This is a genomic window from Actinoplanes sp. SE50/110 (assembly GCF_900119315.1).
Classification (GTDB): Bacteria; Actinomycetota; Actinomycetes; order Mycobacteriales; family Micromonosporaceae; genus Actinoplanes.
On the sequence record NZ_LT827010.1, the window covers coordinates 4,286,482 to 4,305,392 of the forward strand.

The window sequence follows — 18,911 nt, forward strand, 5'->3', positions numbered from 1 at the left end:
GAATGTTTCTCATGAGGAGCGTCCTGGGGTGTGGCCGGGTGCGACGGACGCTTGGATGACGAGCACCGCGGCACCGATACCGGCGGCGTCGCGGGGCTGGGCGGAGATCTCGACGGTCACGCTGTGCTGGTGCCGGGAGTGCGCGGTCCGGTCCAGGTGGGTGCGCAGCCGGCGGGCGAAGATCGATCCGGCGAGCGCGACGCCCGGCCCGGTGAGCACGATCCGGCCGAGATCGAGCAGGTTGACCACCGAGGTCGCGGCCGTGCTGAGCCACCCGGCCGCCTGATCCAGTACGGCATAGGCATCCGTGTCGCCGTTGACCGCGGCCCGCGCGATCGCCTCGTACGCGGCGGACTCGGTGCCGTCCAAGGGCAGCCGGGCCCGCAGCTCCGGCAATTCGCGGGCAGCCTCGACGATCGCCCGGGTCGACGCGTACTGCTGCAGACAGCCCTGGTTGCCGCACGGGCAGGGGCGGCCCTCGTGGTGGATCGACATGTGGCCGAACGCTCCGGCGCCGAAGCTGGCGCCGCGGAACAGCGCGCCGCCGAAGACCAGCCCGGCGCTGATCTCGTTGCCCAGGTAGACGCAGCCGAACACCTGGTCGCGGGAGACCCGGCGGCTCCAGAACTCGCCGAGCGCCGCGGCCGCCGCGTCGTTCTCGACGAGAACCGGCACCCCGATGCGGTCCACCAGGCCAGGGCGCACTTCGGGCGGCCAGGCGCCGGGCGCCACGACGGCCAGGCCCTCGATGCGGTCCCGGGGCAGGTCGAGACCGGCGGTGAAGTGCTCGAACCGGTCGGCCAGCCGGTCGGCGTGCCACGGTTCATCGGGTAGCAGGGGGACGACCTCGCGGCCGACCACGCCGCCGGTGAGGTCGACCGCGACGCAGGTGACGGTCTCCGGGCCGAGGTGGAAGCCGATGCCGAAGCGGTTGGCCGGGTTGATCGCGATGAGCTTGCGGGGCCGGCCGTGCGCCGAGTCGAGCGAGCCGATCTCGTGAATGATGCCGTCGGTGATGAGCTCGCGCACGATGTTGGAGATCGACGGCTGGGTGAGGCCGGTCAGGTCGACGAGCTCACCCCGACTGATGGTCACCGCGGAGCGGATGACGTCGACGATCAGGGCGCGGCTTCCGGGCCCCGCGGCGGGCGCTTCTCGACGTGCCATGGGGCGCGCCACCTCCGTTTTCTGTCCCGAACGCGGCGCGGAGGGAGAACCGCTCCCGCACGAGACGGTCAGATTACAGCACCGAATAAATTAATAATCTAATCTTGACACCGACGTAACGTCCGTCTCATGCTGGGCGCTCCACAGCGAGCTGATCCAGCAGGACGGATATCGGCATGATCAATAGAAGGACGTTCCTCGGCCTCGGCACGGTCGCGGCCCTGGCGCTCACCGCCGGGTGCACCGGCGGCGCGAGCGACGACACCGGCACCAGCGGCGACTTCTCCGGCGACATCAAGGGCAACATCACTGTTCTGACCAACCGGACCGACCTGGTCAGCACGACGCTGCCGGAATACGCCAAGAAGTTCGAGGCCAAGTACCCCGGTACGAAGGTCACCTTCCAGGGCGTCACCAACTACGACGACGACGTGACCACCCAGCTCAGCAGCGGCGACTACGGCGACGTGCTGATGATCCCGGGCACCGCCGCCGTCGACCAGTACAGCCAGTTCTTCGAGCCGCTCGGCACCCAGGACGAGCTCAAGGCCAAGTACCGATTCCTCGGCCCGGCCACCTACAACGGTCAGGTGTACGGACTGTCGGTCGGCGGCATCGCCAAGGGCTTCGTGATCAACAAGCGGATCTGGGCGCAGGCCGGGATCACCACCCCGCCGAAGACCCCGGAGGAGTTCGTCGACGGGCTCAAGGCGATCGCCGCCAAGACCGGTGCGATCCCGTATTACACCAACTACAAGGACGGCTGGCCACTGGGGGAGTGGAACAGCTATCGGGCCGTTCTCGGCGACCCGGAGATCAACGAGAAGTTCCCGGCCGATGCCAGCCCCTGGCAGCCCGGGAAGATCCAGTACATCACCGACAGCCTGCTCTACGACATCGTGCACAACAAGCTCAGCGAGAAGGACCCGCTGACGACCAACTGGGAGAGCTCCAAGCCGATGCTCGCCAGCGGCAAGGTCGCGACCATGCTGCTCGGCTCGTGGGCCGTCCCGCAGATCCAGGAAGCCGCCAAGAGTGCCAAGGCGGACCCGGCCGACATCGGCTTCTGGCCGTTCCCGTACCAGACCGGCGGCAAGTTCCACACCGCCATCGACGGTGACAAGCTCGCCGCGGTCAGCAAGAACTCCAAGAACAAGGCGACCGCCAAGGCCTGGCTCGACTTCTTCGTCAACGAGTCCGGCTTCGCCGCCGACCAGCAGGCCATCCCGCCGGCCGTCTCCCAGCCGCTACCCAAGGGCCTGCAGGAGTTCACCGCCACCGGCGTCGAGCTGATCGAGGTGCCGGCCGCCACTACGAACGCCGGCAAGGAGGACGAGATCATCCGGACGTCGGAGATCGACCTGAAGGGCCCGATCTACCGGCAGAAGCTGGTCGACATCGCGCGCGGCGCCGCCAAGGGTGACAAGGAGTCCTACTTCGCCGACCTGAACAAGCGGTGGAGTGCCGCCCAGAGCCAGGTCATGAAGTGACGAGCCAGGTCATTCCCGGTGCCCGGCCCGCCACCACGGCGGGCCGGGCGGCCGGCAAGCCCCGCCGGCGCCGTTTCTGGCAGACCCCCTACGTGTACGTCGCGCCGGCGCTGATCCTGCTGATCGTCTTCACGTACGTGCCGGTCGGCAACATGATCTGGTACAGCTTCCACAAGTGGGACGGCCTGGACGTCACCATGGACCCGGTCGGCCTGGACAACTACGTCCGGGTGTTCACCGACGAGCAGTACTGGCACGTCTTCCTGATCAGCCTCTACTACTTCGTCGCGTCGTTCGCGCAGATCGCGATCGCCCTGTACTTCGCGGTGGTGCTCTCGTTCAAGGTCCGGTTCAAGAATCTGTTCAAGGGCATCCTGTTCTTCCCGTACCTGCTCAACGGGGTCGCGGTCGGCTTCGTGTTCCTCTACCTGTTCCAGCCGGACGGCACTTTGGACACGCTGCTCGGTGCGGTCGGGCTCGGCGGGCACACCCAGCTCTGGCTCGGTGACCCGGACATTGCCAACATCTCGCTGGCCGGCACCTCGGTGTGGCGGTTCACCGGGCTTAACTTCGTGCTGTTCCTCGGCGCGATCCAGTCGATCCCGGGCGAGATCTACGAGGCCGCCGAGATCGACGGGGCGAACCGGTGGCACCAGTTCCGGCACATCATCGTGCCCGGCATCCGGCGGATCATCAGCCTCTCCTTCATCCTGGCGATCTCCGGCAGCCTCAGCGTCTTCGAGATCCCGTTCATCATGACCGGCGGCGCGAACGGCACCCGCACGTTCGTCGTCCAGGCCTATCAGACGGCGTTCCAGTTCCGGCAGATCGGCTTGGCCTCGGCCATGGCGGTCGTGCTGCTGCTGATCGTCCTGCTGATCACCTGGGTGCAGCGCCGGGTCCTGCCCGACGAGGAGGTGACCCTGTCGTGACCACTGCGACCCGCACACCCCGGCACGCGTCCCCGAGGCCGCCGGCCCCGGTCAAGCGCGGTGGCGGCCGCGACCTGGCCGTCGCCCGGACGGCGACCACCGCGAAATACGTCTCCCTGGTACTGGCGTCGCTGGTGGTACTGATCCCGCTGGTGGTCGTCCTGTTCGCCTCGCTCAAGACGCACGTCGAGTACAACAGCACCGGCCCGCTCACGCCGCCGCACAACTGGCTGAACTTCCACAACTTCGCGACCGCGTGGACCGCGGGGGACATGTTGCGCGGCTTCTGGAACACCACCTTCATCCTGGTGGTGTCGCTGACCGGCACCGTCGCGATCGGCACGCTTGCGGCGTACGCGATAAGTCGTTTCGTCTTTCCCTTCAAGCGCCTGGTGCTGGGCCTGTTCCTGGTCGCCGCGTTGGTGCCCGGAGTGACCACGCAGGTGGCCACCTATCAGATCGTCAAGTCGATGGGCCTGGTCAACACCTCATGGTCGGCCATCGTGCTGTTCATGGGCACCGACATCGTGTCGATCTACATCTTCATCCAGTTCATGCAGTCGATTCCGCAGAGCCTGGACCAGGCCGCGATGATCGACGGCGCCGGCCGGTTCACCATCTATCGCAAGGTGATCCTGCCGCTGATGAAACCGGCGATCGCCACCGTCGTGATCATCAAGGGCATCGCCATCTACAACGAGTTCTACATCCCCTTCCTCTATCTGCGTTCACCAAACCTCAGTGTCATCTCCACCGCGCTGTTCCGGTTCAAGGGCCCCTACGGAGCGCAGTGGGAGACCATCGCCGCCTGCACGATGATCGTCATCGTCCCGACCGTGGTGATCTTCCTGCTGCTGCAGCGCTTCATCTACAACGGCATCACCGCGGGAGCCACGAAATGACCTCAGTGCAAGACCTGGCCGGCTCCTGGGAGTTGCACGGCGACGGCGTCGACCTCCCCGCCACGGTGCCCGGCTGCGTGCACACCGACCTGCTCGCCGCGGGTCGCATCCCGGACCCGTTCCAGGACGACAACGAGCACGCGGTTGCCTGGGTGGGCCGCGCCGACTGGACCTACCGCCGCGAGGTGGCCTGGACCGGGCCTGCGCACGAACGGATCGACCTGGTCTTCGAGGGCCTCGACACGGTCGCGACCGTTGAACTCGGCGGCACCACGCTCGGCTCTTCCCGCAACATGCACCGCAGTTTCCGGTACGACGTGACCGATCTGCTCGACGGTGATCCGCGGCCGCTGGCCGTCCGGTTCGAGTCCGCCTACACCGAGGCCGAACGGGTCCGCGAGCTGCTCGGCGCGCGCGACAACGCGTACCCCGAGCCGTTCAACTTCATCCGCAAGATGGCCTGCAGCTTCGGCTGGGACTGGGGGCCGACGCTGGTGACCGCCGGCATCTGGCGCCCGGTCCGCTTGGAAGGCTGGAGCACAGCCCGCCTCGCCGAGGTCCGCCCTCTCGCCACCTACGCCGACGGCCTCGGCCGGCTCGACCTCACCGTCGGCGTCGAACGGACCCGAGATCGCGATCTGCACGCGCGGGTGCTGCTCGACGGGTACGAGATCGCCGTACTGGAGATCCGGGATGGGGAAACGGTCGCGCAAGCGATCGTCGATGCCGGGGCGGTGACGCCGTGGAATCCGCGCGGGCACGGCGAACCGGCTCTCTACGAGCTGAGCGTCGAGCTGCTCGACGGCGACACCGTGCTGGACCGCTGGCAGCGCCGTACCGGGTTCCGCACGGTCGCGATCGACCAGACCGGTGGCGGGTTCGTGTTCCACCTCAACGGCGCGCCGATCCTGGTCAAGGGCGTCAATTGGATCCCGGACGACATCTTCCCGTCCCGGATGACCCGGGCGCGCTACGAGCTTCGGCTGCGTGAGGCGGCCGACGCCGGCGTCAACCTGATCCGGGTGTGGGGTGGCGGTCTCTACGAGAGCCGTGACTTCTACGAGGTCTGCGACGAGCTGGGCCTGATGGTCTGGCAGGACTTCCTGTTCGCGTGCGCCGACTATCCCGAGGAGGAGCCGCTGTTCTCCGAGGTGGTCGCCGAGGCCCGGGAGAACGTCGCGCGCCTCGCCCCGCACCCCAGCCTGATCACCTGGAACGGCAACAACGAGAACCTGTGGCTGCACCTGGCCATGCCGTGGAACGCCGACGGCAAGTACGAGACCTGGGGTTCCCGCTATTACCTCGAGACGCTGCCCGAGATCGTGGCCGAGCTCGACCCGACCCGGCCCTACCAGGCCGGCAGCCCCTGGTCCGGCTCCTGGGACCACGCGCCCAACGACACCGAGCACGGCACCTTCCACTCCTGGGAGGTGTGGAACCGCGAGGACTACCTCAACTACCGCAACTCGACGCCGCGGTTCGTCGCCGAGTTCGGCTGGCAGGCGCCGCCGGCGTGGACGACGCTGCGCGACGCGGTCTCCGACGAGCCGATGCTGCCCGACTCGCCCGGCGTGCTGCACCACCAGAAGGCCGAGGACGGCAACGGCAAACTGGCCCGCGGCCTCGCCCCGCACTTCGGCGACCCGGCATCGCTGAGCGTCGAGGCCTGGCACTATCTGACCCAGCTCAACCAAGTCCGTGCGATCCGGACCGGGGTTGAGCACTGGCAGTCGCACTGGCCGCACACCGGCGGCAGCATCCTCTGGCAGCTCAACGACCTGTGGCCGGTCACCTCGTGGGCCGCGATCGACGGCGCAGGCCGACACAAGCCGCTCTACCACGCGCTGCACGAGCTCTACGCCCCGCGCGCGCTCACCATCCAGCCCCGTGACCGTGCCCTGGTCGTGGCGGTGCTCAACGACCACCCTGCCGCGTGGACCGGAACCGTGCTGATCGAGCGGCAGGACACCGGCGGCGCGGTGCTCGCCTCCACCGTCCAGCACGTGTCGGTGGCCGCGCGATCGGTGACCCTGATCCCGGTGCCCGCCGACCTGGTCGGCGAGGTGCTGGTGGCTCGACTCGACGACGCTCGCGCGCTCTGGTTCCCCACCGAATACTCGTCCGACGACCCGGCGCTCACCATCGACGTCGAGTCCGTCCCGGGCGGTCTCGACGTGCACGTGCGCGCCGTCGGGCTGGCCCGCGACCTGCTGCTGCAGCCCGATCGGATCCACCCGCAAGCCACCGTCGACCGCGGCTTCGTCACCCTGCTGGCCGGCGAGTCCACTGTGTTCCACGTCCGCGCACCGATCGAGCTCGACCCCACGCTGGTCAAAACCCCGTGGGTGCTCACCGACCTCTCCTCCGTCCTGAACCGGGGTAAGAATTGAGACTGCTGCGTGCCGCGACGATCGTCCTCACCCTCGTGACCAGCGTGTTCACCGTTCCGTCCGCCGCCTACGCCACCCCACCACGTCAGGGCTTCGTCACCCGCGCCGGCGCGGAACTGCGGCTCAACGGCAAGCCGTTCCGCTTCGCCGGCACCAACGCCTACTGGCTCGGCCTCGACGAGAACGTGGGCGGGATCGACTACCCCACCTATTTCCGCATCCGCGACGCGATCGACACCGCCAAGGGCATGGGGATGACCGTCATCCGGTCACACATGCTGGTGTCCTCCGGCCACCCCAAGACGCTGCTGCCGTCGAAGGAGACCGGCTACAACGACGACGCCTTCAAAACCATCGACTACGCGATCGCGTACGCCGGTCAGGCCGGCATCCGGCTGATCCTGCCGCTCACCGACAACTGGGCGTACTACCACGGCGGGCACGCCGACTTCACCAAGCCGTACGGGCTGCCCGACGCCGCGTTCTATACCGACCCCCGGGTCATCGCGGACTACCAGGCCTACGTCTGGCACGTGATGCAGCACGTCAACCCGCTCACCGGCAAGCGCTACATCGACGATCCGACGATCATGGCATGGGAGCTCGGCAACGAGCTGGAAGGCATGACCCCGGAGTGGATCGGCGCCAACGCCGCGACCTTCGCCGGCTGGGCACCCCGGCAACTGATCGCCGCCGGCCGCCGGTTCGACATCGACCCGGACACCCTCGGCGCCGCCGCCGTCGACATCGTCGACGTGCACTACTACCCGCCGACCGCGGCCAAGGTGCAAGCCGACGCGGCCACCGTCGCCGCGGCCGGCAAGGTCTACATCGCCGGGGAGTACGCTTCGACCGCCGCCGGCAGTGCCCTGCTTGACCCCCTGGTCACCGACCGCAACGTCACCGGGATGCTGTCCTGGTCGCTGTTCGGCCACCACGACCGCTCCGGGTTCGTGCAGCACGACGACGGGTTCACCTTCCACTACCCCGGCGACGACGCGCGGATGACCGCTGCCAACCAGGCGCAGATCGCGTACGCGAAAGCCCTCGGCGCCTCGATCCCCAAGCAGCCCGCCGGTACCCCGCTGATCACTGCGATCGACAAGCGCGGCGGCCTCAATGTCCTGCAATGGCGCGGCGCCGCCGGCGCCGCCGGCTACCGGGTGGAACGCGCGCCGACCGAGCGCGGCCCCTGGCAGCCCGCCTACAACGGGCTGCTCACCGACGACGACACCCCGTGGACCGACCTCACCGCGCCCGGCAACGCCTGGTACCGCGTTGTTGCCGGCAACCGGCGGTCGCAGCCGCAGTACGTCGGCGCCACCGACACCGTGCTGGTCGACCCGCTGGAGAGCTTCGGCCTGACCAGCGGCCACACCGGCGTGGAGATTCACCCCGGCACCGACCACGCCACCGTGCGGCCGACCGGCAACGGGCCCGCCTGGGTGAGCTGGCAGCACGCCGGAACCCGCAAGGTGCGGTTCGACATTGCCGCAGACCGGCACCACGATCTGGCGATCCAGGTCTCCGATGACGGGGTGATCTGGCGCACCGTCGGGTCGCACGCCGACCGGGACTCGGTCACGGCGGCCACGGCCGGCTCCGCCCACGTGCGGGTCCTCTGGACCGGACGGGGGCGCGCCGGCATCACCGGTGCGACGTTCTGGGCGGCCGACCCCGCGCCGATCACCGGCCGGCCCGCGGCCTTCGGGGTGACCGCGCCGGCCGCCGGAGCCACCGACGTGATCGGCCCGGAGGCCTTCGCCTGGGAACCGTCGGCGGGTGCCGGCTACTACACACTCACCGTCTCGCGGCATCCCGACCTGAGCGACCCGGTGCTCACCGCGACCGGGCTGGCCACCACCACTCACACCCCGGCACACGGGCTCGACCCGGCCACCACCTGGTACTGGAGCGTCCGCGCCACCAATGCGGCCGGCAGCAGCAGCACCCCGGTCGCCTCGTTCGCCACGCGGGCCCTGCCGTCGGCGCCGGCCACGATCGACGACTTCGAGGGATACGCCGACAGCGCCGCGCTCGCCGCCGCCTACCCGCGCAACACCGGTGGCGACGTGGTGACACCCACGCTGATCCCGGCGTCCTCCGGTAGCGGTCACGCCATGCAACTCGACGTGACCGCGGGCAGCTCCGGCTACGCGGGCGTCAGCCACACCTTCACCACCCCGGTCGACCTGTGGGGACAACAGGGCATCGAACTCGTGCTGAACCGCTCCGCGACCCAGGCAAGCATCACCCTTCAGTTCGTCGCCAACGGGGTCTACTGGGAGCACACCCTCCCGGCCGGTACGCCCTCCGGCGTCGTCCGGGTGCCGTTCACGTCGTTCGCGCAGCCGCCGTGGGCTCCGTCCGGGGCGCTCGACCTGCGGAAATTCACCCAACTGTCGATCTACCTCGGCGGCAGCGACTCCGGCCGGCTGACCGTCGACAACGTGTCCGCGTACCCCGCCGGACAGTGAGCCGCGCGGTGCCCGCCCCTCTGGGGGGCGGGCGGGCACCGCGCACCCCCTCGAAAGGACCTCCACCGCCGTGCGCAAGGCACTGCTCACCCCGGTCATCGCCGGCAACATCCAGACGACGGCGCCGGGCGACGAAGCGGTTACCGCCGCAGCGATCCGCACCGGGAAGTACCTGGCCGAGTGCCGCGACCACGGCCCGACGCAGTGATCGCCCCGCTCGACACGTCATTCGACGGCAGCCGGCCGCTACGCACCACATGGCGGCTGCTGGCGCCCAGCCGGTGGCGGGTGCTGGCCGCTCTGCTCGCCTTCGGGATCAAGGACAGCCCGGTCTGGCTGCTGCCGCTGCTCACCGCCGGCATCATCGACGTCGTCGTGGAACACCGGCCGATGGGGCAACTGTGGTTCAACGCGGCCGTGCTGGCCGTCGTGCTGCTGCAGAATCTGCCGGTGACCATGCTCTGGGTCCGGCTGATGAGCCGGATCGTGCGCAGCCTCGGCACCCGGCTGCGGTCCATGCTGGCCAGCCGCCTGCAGCACCTGTCGATCGGCTACCACACCAGGACCGGCACCAGCCTCGCGCAGACCAAGGTCGTCCGCGACGTCGAGAACGTGGAACTGATGCTGCAGCAGGTCACCCAGACCGGCGCTTCGGCACTGTTCATCCTGCTCGGCGCGCTCACCCTCACCGCGTTGCGAGTACCGCAGTTCGTCGGCGTGTTCCTGCTGGTCGTGCCGGTGGCGGCGGGCCTCGTCGCGGTGGTGCGCCGACTGTCGGGCGCCCGCAACGAACAGTTCCGCCGGCGGATGGAGCAGCTGAACGCTCGCGTCGGCGAAATGTCCACGTTGATGCCGATCACCCGGGCGCACGGGCTTGAACAAGTGGCCCTGCACCGGGTCCGTGGAACGGTGGAGGAGGTCGGCGCGGCCGGCTTCCGGCTCGACTTGATCAACGGGCGGCTCGGCGCGCTGTCCTGGGTCTCCTACCAGTTGCTCGGCGCCGCCTGCCTGGTCGGCGCGGGCTGGGCCGCGTACACCGGGATGCTGCCCGTCAGCGCCGGCGACGTGGTCCTGCTCAGCAGCTATTTCGCGTTGCTGACCTCGGCCGTCGTGATGCTGTTCGGCCTCGCCCCGATCATCACCCGGGGCCTGGAGTCGTTGCGCTCCATCGGCGAAGTCCTACAAGCGCCGGACATCGAGCACAACGAGGGCAAACGCGTCGTCACCCAGGTGACCGGCGCGATCGAGCTGCGCGATGTCCGATACGGCTTCGACCCGCAGCCCCACGTCGCCCCGGCCGTCGACGGCATCGACCTGCGCATCACGCCCGGTGAGACGATCGCGCTGGTCGGTGCGTCCGGGGCGGGCAAATCCACGGTGCTGAACCTGTTGCTCGGCTTCCTGCGGCCCACGTCCGGAAGCATCCTGCTGGACGGAGTGGAAATGGAGGAGATCGATCTGCGTACGTACCGGCGGTTCCTGTCCGTGGTCCCGCAGGAATCGGTGCTGTTCGACGGCACGGTGCGGGAGAACGTCACCTACGGGCGTGCGGACGTGCCGGCGGCGACCGTGCGGGCGGCACTGCGGGACGCGAACGCGCTGGATTTCGTGGAGCAGCTTCCGGCCGGCTGGGACACCGTGGTGGGGGAACGCGGCGCCCGGCTCTCCGGCGGCCAGCGGCAGCGGCTGGCGATCGCCCGGGCGCTGGTCCGCGACCCCCGCGTGCTGCTGCTCGACGAGGCGACCTCGGCCCTGGACGGCGAGTCGGAGCAGCAGGTTCAGCAGGCGCTGGCCCGCCTGATGCACGGGCGGACCACCGTCGTCGTGGCGCACCGGCTGTCCACGATCCGCACCGCCGACCGGGTGGCGGTGCTGGACGCCGGCCGGATCGTGGAGCTCGGCACACACATCGAACTACTCGCCCGCGGCGGCGCCTACGCCCGGCTGTACGCCGCCCAGTCACCGCCCTGAAATCGTGCTTCCACCCGTGCGACGGGGTTCACTTCTTGTGGTGGGCTGGCCGGTGACGAGCATGAGTCCTCCCACCACGAGGTGATGCCGGCTTGCAGCCCCGCGTACCTCATGTCTTCGATCTGGCGGGTGACGGTGGCTGGGTCGTCGACCGAATGCCGGCCTGCCGACGAGTGGAAGTGTGTGCCGACCTCGGTGAAGTTCTCGCCGTACCAGGGATAGTAGAACGCGGCCCGGACGGGAAACGGGGCGTTGGTTACGGCGGCTGCTTCGCCGGAGTCCGGCTCGGTGTCGACGGCGACACCGGTGCGGGCGTGATGCCGGCGCGGTGGTGGTCGCCGCGGTGGTGGTCGCCGCGGCCGTGGCTGCCGGTGCTGTCCGCGCTTGAGGGACCGGCGTCCGCTCCGGTGACCGGGTCAGCACGACCCCGGCCACGGCCCCGACCAGCACCACCGCGGCGCCGGAGACGCCGGGCAGCCACCGACGGGCGGTGTGCCGCGGCCCGCGCAGTGGCGGGAACACGCGAGGCGGAAGCAGCAACGGCAGGCCGGCCAACAGCCGCTCGGCCGGGATCACGTCCGCGAGCGCGCGATCGCAGGTCGCGCACTCGCGGAGGTGCCGGGCGATCCGCTTGCCCCACAGCCCGGCCGGGCGGCCGCCCCAGTCGCGGGTCGCGCCACTGAGCAGTGGGCACAGTGGCACCGCGGACACCGCCCGGACGACCGAGCGGGCCCTCTCCAGCTGGGCTTTCATCCGCTGCACCCGCACCGCCGCCTGGGCCGGCGTCAGGCTGAGCGCGGCCGCGAGTTCTGGTCCGGTGAGTTGCCCGGCCGCCTCCAGCCACCACAGCGACAACAGCTCCCGATCGTCGGGTTCCCGCCAGCGGGTGGCCTCGGCGACCTCGCGGCGCTGACCGGACAGGTGCAGAGCGGTGATGGTCAGGTCGACGAAGTCGGCGCCGGGATCGGCGGTCAGCTCGGCGTCGGTCACGGCCGTGCGCGGCGGCGCTGCCCGGCGCAGCCGCCAGTGCCGCCGGACGTGGCGCATGGCGATCGCCACCAGCCAGGAGCGCAGCGCCGCCCCGCTGCCACATCCGCCAGGCCGTACCCGTCCTTGAAATTCTCGGTCACACAGGGGGAGGGCGGCCGGCCCGCACCTGGAAATCAGAAACTGCGAAGTCTATGGCGCCGGAAGAACTGCCACATCAGCGTGTTGGCGTTGATCTCCTGGGTCACCATGCCGTTGCCGTTGTCGATCGGGGTGCCGGGCCAGGTGTGCCCGCCGTCCGCGACGGTGTAGAGGGTGACTTCACTTCCGGAGCGACATTTCCGGTACGACGTCCGCGTCACGTGTGTGCTGACCGCGACCGTCCGAGCCGCCCCGCGGCACCCGTCGAGCTGCGCCCACCGCTGCTGCGCCACCGGGACCGGGTAGCTCCAGTATTCCGAGCCGCCGCCCTGGTAAGGGTTGGTGTGGTCCTGCTGGCCGTGGAAGGTGAGGACCGGTACGGGTTGCACGGGCTGGCACGACGCCGGGTCGGGTCTGGTCTTGTCGAGTGGGTCGGGTCGCCCGGCGCGCAGCCCGGCGACCGGCGCGATGGCGGCGATCCGGTCGGCACGGTGACACGCGAACGCCGAGATCATCCGGCCGCCGCCGGAGTAGCCGGTGCCGTAGACGCGGGCCGGGTCGGCGCAGAGCGACCGCACAGCTGTGGCGATCACCTCGCTGAGGAAGCCGACGTCGTCGCGGGCGCCGGCCGGGGGAGTGCCCACGCCGGGCACGTTCCAGGCGAAACCGCCAGCGGCCGGGATGTTGCCGCTGGGCGCCACGACCAGGAAACGGCCGGCGTCGGCCGCGGCTGCCATGTCGCTGTAATGCAGCTGGTTGCTACCGTTGCTCTGCGTTCCGTGCAGGTTGAGGATCGCGGGCAGCCTGGTGCCCGGCCGCACTCCGACGGGGACGTAGACGGTCACCGGGTATTCGGTGCCGGCGAAGGTGACCCCGACGGTCTGCTCGCCCGCTCCGGCCGCGCGTCGGCAGGCCGAGTGACCGGAACTGGCCGCGGCGGGTGACCCGAGCATTCCGGACAACGACAAGGCTGCCACCACGTAGGCGAAAGATCTTTTCATCTTCGTCTTTCTCGAGGTTGTGGCCGCCGACGGGAGGGTCGGCGGCCACAGTCGGACGGATCGGGTCAGCTCAGGCGGATCTCGCCCTGGTTGAGGACGCGGGGCAGGAAGTACGCCGTCTGGATCTCGGCGTTGGTGTTACTGCCGCGCAGCTGCTCGGACCAGATCATGAAGTAGGTCCACTTCGGCTGACTGGTCAAGAGGCTGCTGGTCGGGACCTTGCCCATCTCGGCGATCGCGATCGGTTTGCCGGCCGCGATCGACTGGATCTGCGAGTAGTCCGCCGACGACGGGTAACTCTTGTACCAGGCGTCGAGAGTGACCACGTCGACGTAGTTGCTGCCGGGGTAGAAGTCGCCCCAGCCGCCGGCCGGGTTGTCCTGCACGTTCCACACCCAGATCAGGTTGTCCAGGCCCTGGCTGGTGAAGTAGTCACGCATCTGCTGATAGAGCTTGAGGCTACCGTTCGAGCCCGACCGGTGACCCCACCAGTTCCAGCTCTCGTTCATCTCGTGGAACGGCCGCCAGAGCACCGGCACGCCGGCGTCCTTCAACTGCTTCAGGTACGGTACGACCGCCGCCATCCGGCTGCGCCACGTGTTGTAGAGCGTGGTGCCGGGCGTGACGATCTGCTGGAACTGCGCGTCGGAGATGCTGGTCTTCACGCCGCCGTCGAAGTTGCAGCTGGCGCCGACGGTGGGGGAGCAGGCGTGCCAGGTGAGCGCCACCAGTGAGCCGTTGGCCCACTCGGTCCTGGCTTGGTTGATCACGGCCTGCCGGTTGGCGATGTCGGTGGAGGTGAACATCATGTCGCCGCCCCACAGGCCGGGGTACTGCCCGGTGATGGCTTTGACCTGTGCGGTGTACTGCGCGGGCTGGCTGGCCGGTTCCTTGTTGTGCTGACCGGAGACGATCGAGGTGCCGGTGATCGACTTCAGGTAGTTGATGACGGTGGACTTCGGGGTGGCCGGGAACGCCGACGCGGGTGACGCGTTGTGGACGATGCCCGCGCCGATCAGCACCAGAGCGGCGCTGACGGCCCAGAACGGACGGGGGATTCTCATCAGGGACCTCCGTTGGGAACGGACTTCCTTGCTGCGGGGGCCCAGCATGCAACCGCCGTTACAGGCATGTCAAGATTAGATTAATAATTTAATCTGTGGCAGTAAACGGATCGGCGGTCATCTCCGCGTGACCGGAACCGCGCCGCTGTGGCTTGGGCCAGCTCACCGCCGAAGTTCGCCACCTCACCGAACACGTTGTACTGCTGGTTGTGATCGCCGACCTGCACGCCCCGGGAGTTCGACACGGTCACCCGATATCTCCGTCCGCCACCGTGGACAACGTTAGGAAAGTCGTCGATGCCGGCGGATCCGCTGTTCAGGTGACACCCGTGGCCGGGGGCGACGATCAGGCGGGCCGGATCCGAAACTCGTTGCCGTCCGGGTCGGCGAGCAGGCCGGGGCCCAGCCGGGTGGCGCCCAGGCTGAGCAGTTCGTCGACCGAGTCGGTCACCAGCTCGAACAGCTGCCGGCTCGGCTCGGTCTTCGGGCGCAGCGGCGGGCCACCCCAGGCGATTTTGGTGCCGCCGTGCGGAGACTGGATCGCGGTCTCCCCGTCCTGGTCCCAGACCAGCGGCCAGCCCAGCGCCCGGCTCCAGAACAGGCCGACCTCCCGGGTGCCGTCGCAGGCCAGTTCGCCGAGCGGGCCGCACCCGGCCAGGAAGTCGTTGCCGGGTTCGATCACGCAGAACTCGTATCCCGCCGGGTCGGCGAGCACGATGTGTCCCTCTTCGGGACGCTGGCCGACGTCGAGGTGCCGGCCGCCGAGGTCGAGCGCGGCCGCCACGATCCGCTGCTGATCGTCCGGGTCGTCGCTGGTCAGGTGCAGGTGGATGCGGTTGGTGCCGAGCCGGCCGGCGCGGCCGGCCACGAACCGCAGCCCGACCTGGGTGTCGTCGCCCGGCAGGCGCACGCCGGCGGCGTCCACGATCATCTCGCGGCCGAGCAGGGCGGCCCAGAACCGGCCCGGTCCGGCCGGGTCGGGTGCTTCAACGGTCAGGGTCGTCAGTTGTGGGCGCATCACCAGAAAGTAGGCGGCGGCCCGCGTGACGCCAACGGCTTTACCGGGCGCTGCGTCGTTAAGGGAGCTAGGACGCGCGAGGTTCATCGAAGTCTCTCTATGCCAATAGGCCGCGGCCCATTAATATCCGTAAATATTTGCACGGTGGGAGTGGAGGTTACGGATGCGCGGGAATCCCTTCAGCGAGGCTGTCTGGGCGCTGTTCCGGGGCGTGATCGGGCTGCTGTTCGCCCTGCACGGAGTGTCGACGGTGTTCGGCGTCTTCGGCGGCAACCGCGGCAGCGGGCACGCGGCGGCGGTGGGCAGCTGGCCCGGCTGGTACGCCGGCGTCATCCAGCTGGTCTGCGGCCTGCTCGTGCTGGTCGGCCTGCTGACGGTGCCGGCCGCGATCCTGGCCTCCGGCTCCATGGCGTACGCCTATTTCACCGTGCACCAGCCGCACGGCCTGCTCCCGTTGGAGAACGGCGGCGACGCGCCGGCCCTGTTCTGCTGGGCGTTCCTGGCCATCGCGGTGGTCGGCGCGGGCCGCTGGTCGCTCGACGCGCTGCGCCGCTCGCGGACGCCGTCGCTGGAGACGGTCGACGCCTGAGCGCGCACGTCAGGAGTCCGTGACTTCGGGGACGAAGGCGGCGGCGATCGGGACGCGAGCGGACCAGCCGAGTGACTCGTAGAGCTGCCGGCCGTCGTCGGTGGCGATCAGGACACCGGTGCGGGCGCCGCCGTCGAGCGCGGCCCGGGCCAGCGTGTTCATCACGGCGGTGCCCAGGCCGCGGCGGCGGTGCCCGGCAGCCGTCTCGATCCGGTCGACCATGCCGAATGCACCGTCGGCCACCAGCCGCCCCGAGGCGGCAACATCCCCCTGCTCGCCGATGATCGTGACGGTGCTGAGCGGACCGGTTCGGTCGATTGCCATGGTGTACGTCGATGGCAGCGTCAGTGGGCGCGCGCCGAAGGTGATCGTCATGAACTGGTAAGTGTCGGCGCGCTCCCACCCGGGCGGGACGGCCGCGTGCAGGTCGGCCTCGCCGCCGGCCGTCTTGATCCAGGTGCCCGGGGCGCTCTCCCGGCGGGCCAGGTCGGACAGGGACCGCCGGTCGTAGGTGTGCAGCAGATACCGCTGGCGGTGGCCGGGCAGTCCGACGTCGACACGCCAGCCGCCGGGGACCGTCTCCGGGACCGGCGTCCCGCGGGACCGGGTCCAGGCGCGCAGCCAGGCGCCGAGCATGCCGTCGAACCGATGGTGAGTCACCGTCACCTCATTGATCCTTCCCCCCGGTCGATCCGGGAAATCTGCTGCATCGCCGGGAACCATCGGCCACGTTCGGGCGACTACCGGGACGACGCTTCACCGGGGACGCCCGGCGCGTCGACTGCAACCCCTTGGATGCCGGTGCGCCCGACGCGCGCCGCCGACGCCTGGACGAGGACAGCCGATGGCCGTGACGCCCGATCTCGCCGTGCCCGAAACCGACCCGACACCCGTGAAATCCGGCCGGCGGCCGTCCGCCTTCGGCGCTCTGCTGGTGCGTCTGCACTTCTACGCCGGCCTCCTGGTGGCGCCGTTACTGCTGGTCGCGGCGATCACCGGGATGTTGTACGCGTTCATCCCGCAACTGGAACACCTCGCCTACCGCGCCGAGCTGGTGGTCACCGACCCCGGCGGCCCGGCGCTGCCACTGGCCGAGCAGGTCGCCTCGGCCCGGGCGGCACACCCGGCCGGGGATCTGCTCACCGTACGGCCGGGGGAGGGGAGCGCCACCACCCAGGTGGACTTCAGCGACGCCGCACTGGACGCCGACCACCAGCACACGGTGTACGTGAACCCGTACACCGGCCGGGTCACCGGTCAGCTCACCACCTGGTGGGCGGCCACCCCGCTCACCGAGTGGCTCGACAACCTGCACGCCAATCTGCACCTGGGCGAGACCGGCGCGCTCTACTCCGAGCTGGCCGCCAGCTGGCTGTGGGTCCTCGCCCTCGGCGGCGTGCTGCTGTGGTGGCGCCGCCAGCGGGACCGGAAGCGGCGGATGTTCGTCCCCGACCTGACCGCCCGCAAGGGCGTGCGCCGCACCCGCGGCTGGCATGCCGCCACCGGCCTGTGGATCACCGTCGGCCTGCTGTTCCTCTCCGCGACCGGCCTGACCTGGTCCAACCACGCCGGTGCCAACTTCACCGCGTTGATCGACGCGATGAACTCCAGCCGCCCGGCGGTCACCACCGACCTGACCGGCACCGCCGCCGCCAGCGGCGGGCACCACGCCGCAATGGCGATGGGTGGCGCGGACGGCGGCACGGTCGACCCGGCGGCGATCACCGGCGTGTACGGCGCGGCGACCGCCGCGGGCCTGTCCGGACCACTGTCGATCACCGTGCCGGCCGACCCGAAGACCGCCTGGAGCGTCACCGAGATCGACAGCCGCTGGCCGGTCGGCCGGGACAGCGTCGCCGTCGACAGCACCGGGAGGATCGTGCAGCGGATCGACTTCGCCGACTGGCCGCTGCTCGCCAAGCTCACCCAGTGGGGCATCTACGCCCACATGGGCCAGTTGTTCGGCCTGCCCAACCAACTGCTCCTCGCCGCCCTCGCCCTCGGCCTGATCTGCGTCATCATCTGGGGCTACCGCATGTGGTGGCAGCGCCGCCCGACCCGCGCCGCCCGCCGCGCCCCGGTCGGCACCGCGCCGGCCGGCGGCAACTGGACCGGCCTGCCGGCGTGGACGATCGTCATCGGACTGCCGCTGCTCTTCGCGGTCGGCTGGTTCCTGCCGCTGTTCGGCATCCCGCTGCTCGCCTTCCTGGCCCTCGACACGATCGCCGGCCTGATCCGGCCACGTCGCGGCCCGGCCGTCCCGGTCAGTCCGGCCCCGGCCGGCCGGTGATCGGCACGCTCACGGGGGGTCGGCCATCAGCAGGGTGAGTTCCTTGATCAGGTCGTCCATGCTCTGCCCGGTCTGGGCGCGGACCGGGCTGCTCGCGATCGCCATCTGGAAATTCGGCCGCGTCGAGGAACGCTGGTCGGCCAACCTCGCTCCCGGCACGACGCCGCGGTAGCCGTTCCCGCGGACCGCGCCCGGCCATCGTTCCCGTCGTGCCTGGTCCGGCATCCCGCGGAAAGGAAGCGCCGAGCCGCATGCCTACGGTTTGTCGAACTCGCCGTCACGGACTCCGCCGAGGAAGGCCACCCACTCGGCGTCGGTGTAGGTGATCACCTCGGCGTCGGGGCGGTGGCTGTGCCGGACTGCTACGAAACCGGGCGCGTTCGGTAGGTTAAGAGCCACCTCGACGCACTCTCCGCTGCCGCCGGAGCGTGTGGACTTCTGCCAGTTGGCGACCGTCAGATCGATGGTCATCAGCTTCGGCTCCCTCGGTGA

The 18,911-nt window shown here is 69.7% G+C and carries 16 protein-coding genes; 9 read left to right on the forward strand and 7 right to left on the reverse strand.

Annotated features, from left to right (window positions below; translation table 11 throughout):
* Positions 1–9: 9 nt before the first annotated feature.
* Positions 10–1,167, reverse strand: a complete 1,158-nt coding sequence (locus ACSP50_RS18820; protein WP_014690836.1) for an ROK family protein — start codon at positions 1,165–1,167, stop codon at positions 10–12.
* Between the two features lie 176 nt (positions 1,168–1,343).
* Between ACSP50_RS18820 and ACSP50_RS18825 the strand changes: the two genes are divergently transcribed.
* From ACSP50_RS18825 to ACSP50_RS18850, 7 genes are all read left to right on the forward strand, one after another.
* Positions 1,344–2,657 (forward strand): ABC transporter substrate-binding protein, encoded by a 1,314-nt coding sequence (locus ACSP50_RS18825; RefSeq protein WP_014690837.1) that lies wholly within the window; start codon positions 1,344–1,346, stop codon positions 2,655–2,657.
* Positions 2,654–3,589 carry a carbohydrate ABC transporter permease gene (locus ACSP50_RS18830; protein WP_014690838.1) on the forward strand — a complete coding sequence of 312 codons (936 nt, stop codon included), beginning with the start codon at positions 2,654–2,656 and terminating at the stop codon, positions 3,587–3,589. Before ACSP50_RS18825 ends, ACSP50_RS18830 begins: the two co-directional genes overlap by 4 nt.
* A complete protein-coding gene (locus tag ACSP50_RS18835; RefSeq protein WP_014690839.1) occupies positions 3,586–4,491 on the forward strand; it encodes a carbohydrate ABC transporter permease in 906 nt (301 codons plus the stop codon). The genes ACSP50_RS18830 and ACSP50_RS18835 overlap by 4 nt, the downstream gene beginning before the upstream one ends.
* Positions 4,488–6,881: a glycoside hydrolase family 2 protein gene (locus ACSP50_RS18840; protein ID WP_014690840.1), complete on the forward strand. Its 2,394-nt coding sequence runs from the start codon at positions 4,488–4,490 to the stop codon at positions 6,879–6,881. The genes ACSP50_RS18835 and ACSP50_RS18840 overlap by 4 nt, the downstream gene beginning before the upstream one ends.
* The gene (locus tag ACSP50_RS18845; protein ID WP_014690841.1) at positions 6,878–9,358 is read left to right on the forward strand and encodes a cellulase family glycosylhydrolase; all 2,481 of its coding nucleotides are present in this window, start codon (positions 6,878–6,880) and stop codon (positions 9,356–9,358) included. The genes ACSP50_RS18840 and ACSP50_RS18845 overlap by 4 nt, the downstream gene beginning before the upstream one ends.
* Before the next feature lie 70 nt (positions 9,359–9,428).
* Positions 9,429–9,566 carry a hypothetical protein gene (locus ACSP50_RS42025; RefSeq protein WP_014690842.1) on the forward strand — a complete coding sequence of 46 codons (138 nt, stop codon included), beginning with the start codon at positions 9,429–9,431 and terminating at the stop codon, positions 9,564–9,566.
* Positions 9,563–11,329 (forward strand): ABC transporter ATP-binding protein, encoded by a 1,767-nt coding sequence (locus ACSP50_RS18850; RefSeq protein ID WP_014690843.1) that lies wholly within the window; start codon positions 9,563–9,565, stop codon positions 11,327–11,329. The genes ACSP50_RS42025 and ACSP50_RS18850 overlap by 4 nt, the downstream gene beginning before the upstream one ends.
* Here the strand turns inward: ACSP50_RS18850 and ACSP50_RS42030 are convergent.
* From ACSP50_RS42030 to ACSP50_RS18865, 4 genes are all read right to left on the reverse strand, one after another.
* On the reverse strand, positions 11,318–12,388 hold the full coding sequence (locus tag ACSP50_RS42030) for a hypothetical protein (RefSeq protein ID WP_155123550.1): 1,071 nt from the start codon (positions 12,386–12,388) through the stop codon (positions 11,318–11,320). The two genes, ACSP50_RS18850 and ACSP50_RS42030, sit on opposite strands and share 12 nt — an antisense overlap.
* A gap of 104 nt (positions 12,389–12,492) precedes the next feature.
* Positions 12,493–13,458: a PHB depolymerase family esterase gene (locus tag ACSP50_RS18855; protein ID WP_014690845.1), complete on the reverse strand. Its 966-nt coding sequence runs from the start codon at positions 13,456–13,458 to the stop codon at positions 12,493–12,495.
* A gap of 65 nt (positions 13,459–13,523) precedes the next feature.
* Complete coding sequence (locus ACSP50_RS18860) at positions 13,524–14,522, reverse strand: glycosyl hydrolase (protein WP_014690846.1); 999 nt, start codon at positions 14,520–14,522, stop codon at positions 13,524–13,526.
* A 346-nt stretch (positions 14,523–14,868) separates the two neighbouring features.
* Positions 14,869–15,540 (reverse strand): VOC family protein, encoded by a 672-nt coding sequence (locus ACSP50_RS18865; RefSeq protein ID WP_099343813.1) that lies wholly within the window; start codon positions 15,538–15,540, stop codon positions 14,869–14,871.
* 163 nt (positions 15,541–15,703) lie between these two features.
* Here ACSP50_RS18865 and ACSP50_RS18870 point away from each other — a divergent pair, with 163 nt between their 5' ends.
* The gene (locus tag ACSP50_RS18870) at positions 15,704–16,129 is read left to right on the forward strand and encodes a DoxX family protein (protein WP_014690848.1); all 426 of its coding nucleotides are present in this window, start codon (positions 15,704–15,706) and stop codon (positions 16,127–16,129) included.
* A gap of 9 nt (positions 16,130–16,138) precedes the next feature.
* On the opposite strand, the gene ACSP50_RS44030 is transcribed toward ACSP50_RS18870, so the two are convergent.
* Positions 16,139–16,795: a GNAT family N-acetyltransferase gene (locus ACSP50_RS44030; RefSeq protein WP_014690849.1), complete on the reverse strand. Its 657-nt coding sequence runs from the start codon at positions 16,793–16,795 to the stop codon at positions 16,139–16,141.
* 178 nt (positions 16,796–16,973) lie between these two features.
* On the opposite strand from ACSP50_RS44030, the gene ACSP50_RS18880 reads away from it, so the two are divergent.
* The gene (locus tag ACSP50_RS18880) at positions 16,974–18,419 is read left to right on the forward strand and encodes a PepSY domain-containing protein (protein WP_014690850.1); all 1,446 of its coding nucleotides are present in this window, start codon (positions 16,974–16,976) and stop codon (positions 18,417–18,419) included.
* A 255-nt stretch (positions 18,420–18,674) separates the two neighbouring features.
* Here ACSP50_RS18880 and ACSP50_RS18885 read toward each other — a convergent pair whose 3' ends face one another.
* Positions 18,675–18,890 carry a DUF397 domain-containing protein gene (locus ACSP50_RS18885; protein ID WP_014690852.1) on the reverse strand — a complete coding sequence of 72 codons (216 nt, stop codon included), beginning with the start codon at positions 18,888–18,890 and terminating at the stop codon, positions 18,675–18,677.
* Positions 18,891–18,911: the final 21 nt, after the last annotated feature.

Bases quoted from the DNA above. Each gene is read 5' to 3' on its own strand.
- ACSP50_RS18820 (WP_014690836.1), bottom strand. From the start codon at position 1,167: ATGGCACGTCGAGAAGCGCCCGCCGCGGGGCCCGGAAGCCGCGCCCTG.
- ACSP50_RS18825 (WP_014690837.1), top strand. From the start codon at position 1,344: ATGATCAATAGAAGGACGTTCCTCGGCCTCGGCACGGTCGCGGCCCTG.
- ACSP50_RS18840 (WP_014690840.1), top strand. From the start codon at position 4,488: ATGACCTCAGTGCAAGACCTGGCCGGCTCCTGGGAGTTGCACGGCGAC.
- ACSP50_RS18855 (WP_014690845.1), bottom strand. From the start codon at position 13,458: ATGAAAAGATCTTTCGCCTACGTGGTGGCAGCCTTGTCGTTGTCCGGA.
- ACSP50_RS18860 (WP_014690846.1), bottom strand. From the start codon at position 14,522: ATGAGAATCCCCCGTCCGTTCTGGGCCGTCAGCGCCGCTCTGGTGCTG.
- ACSP50_RS18865 (WP_099343813.1), bottom strand. From the start codon at position 15,540: ATGCGCCCACAACTGACGACCCTGACCGTTGAAGCACCCGACCCGGCC.
- ACSP50_RS18870 (WP_014690848.1), top strand. From the start codon at position 15,704: ATGCGCGGGAATCCCTTCAGCGAGGCTGTCTGGGCGCTGTTCCGGGGC.
- ACSP50_RS18880 (WP_014690850.1), top strand. From the start codon at position 16,974: ATGGCCGTGACGCCCGATCTCGCCGTGCCCGAAACCGACCCGACACCC.
- ACSP50_RS18885 (WP_014690852.1), bottom strand. From the start codon at position 18,890: ATGACCATCGATCTGACGGTCGCCAACTGGCAGAAGTCCACACGCTCC.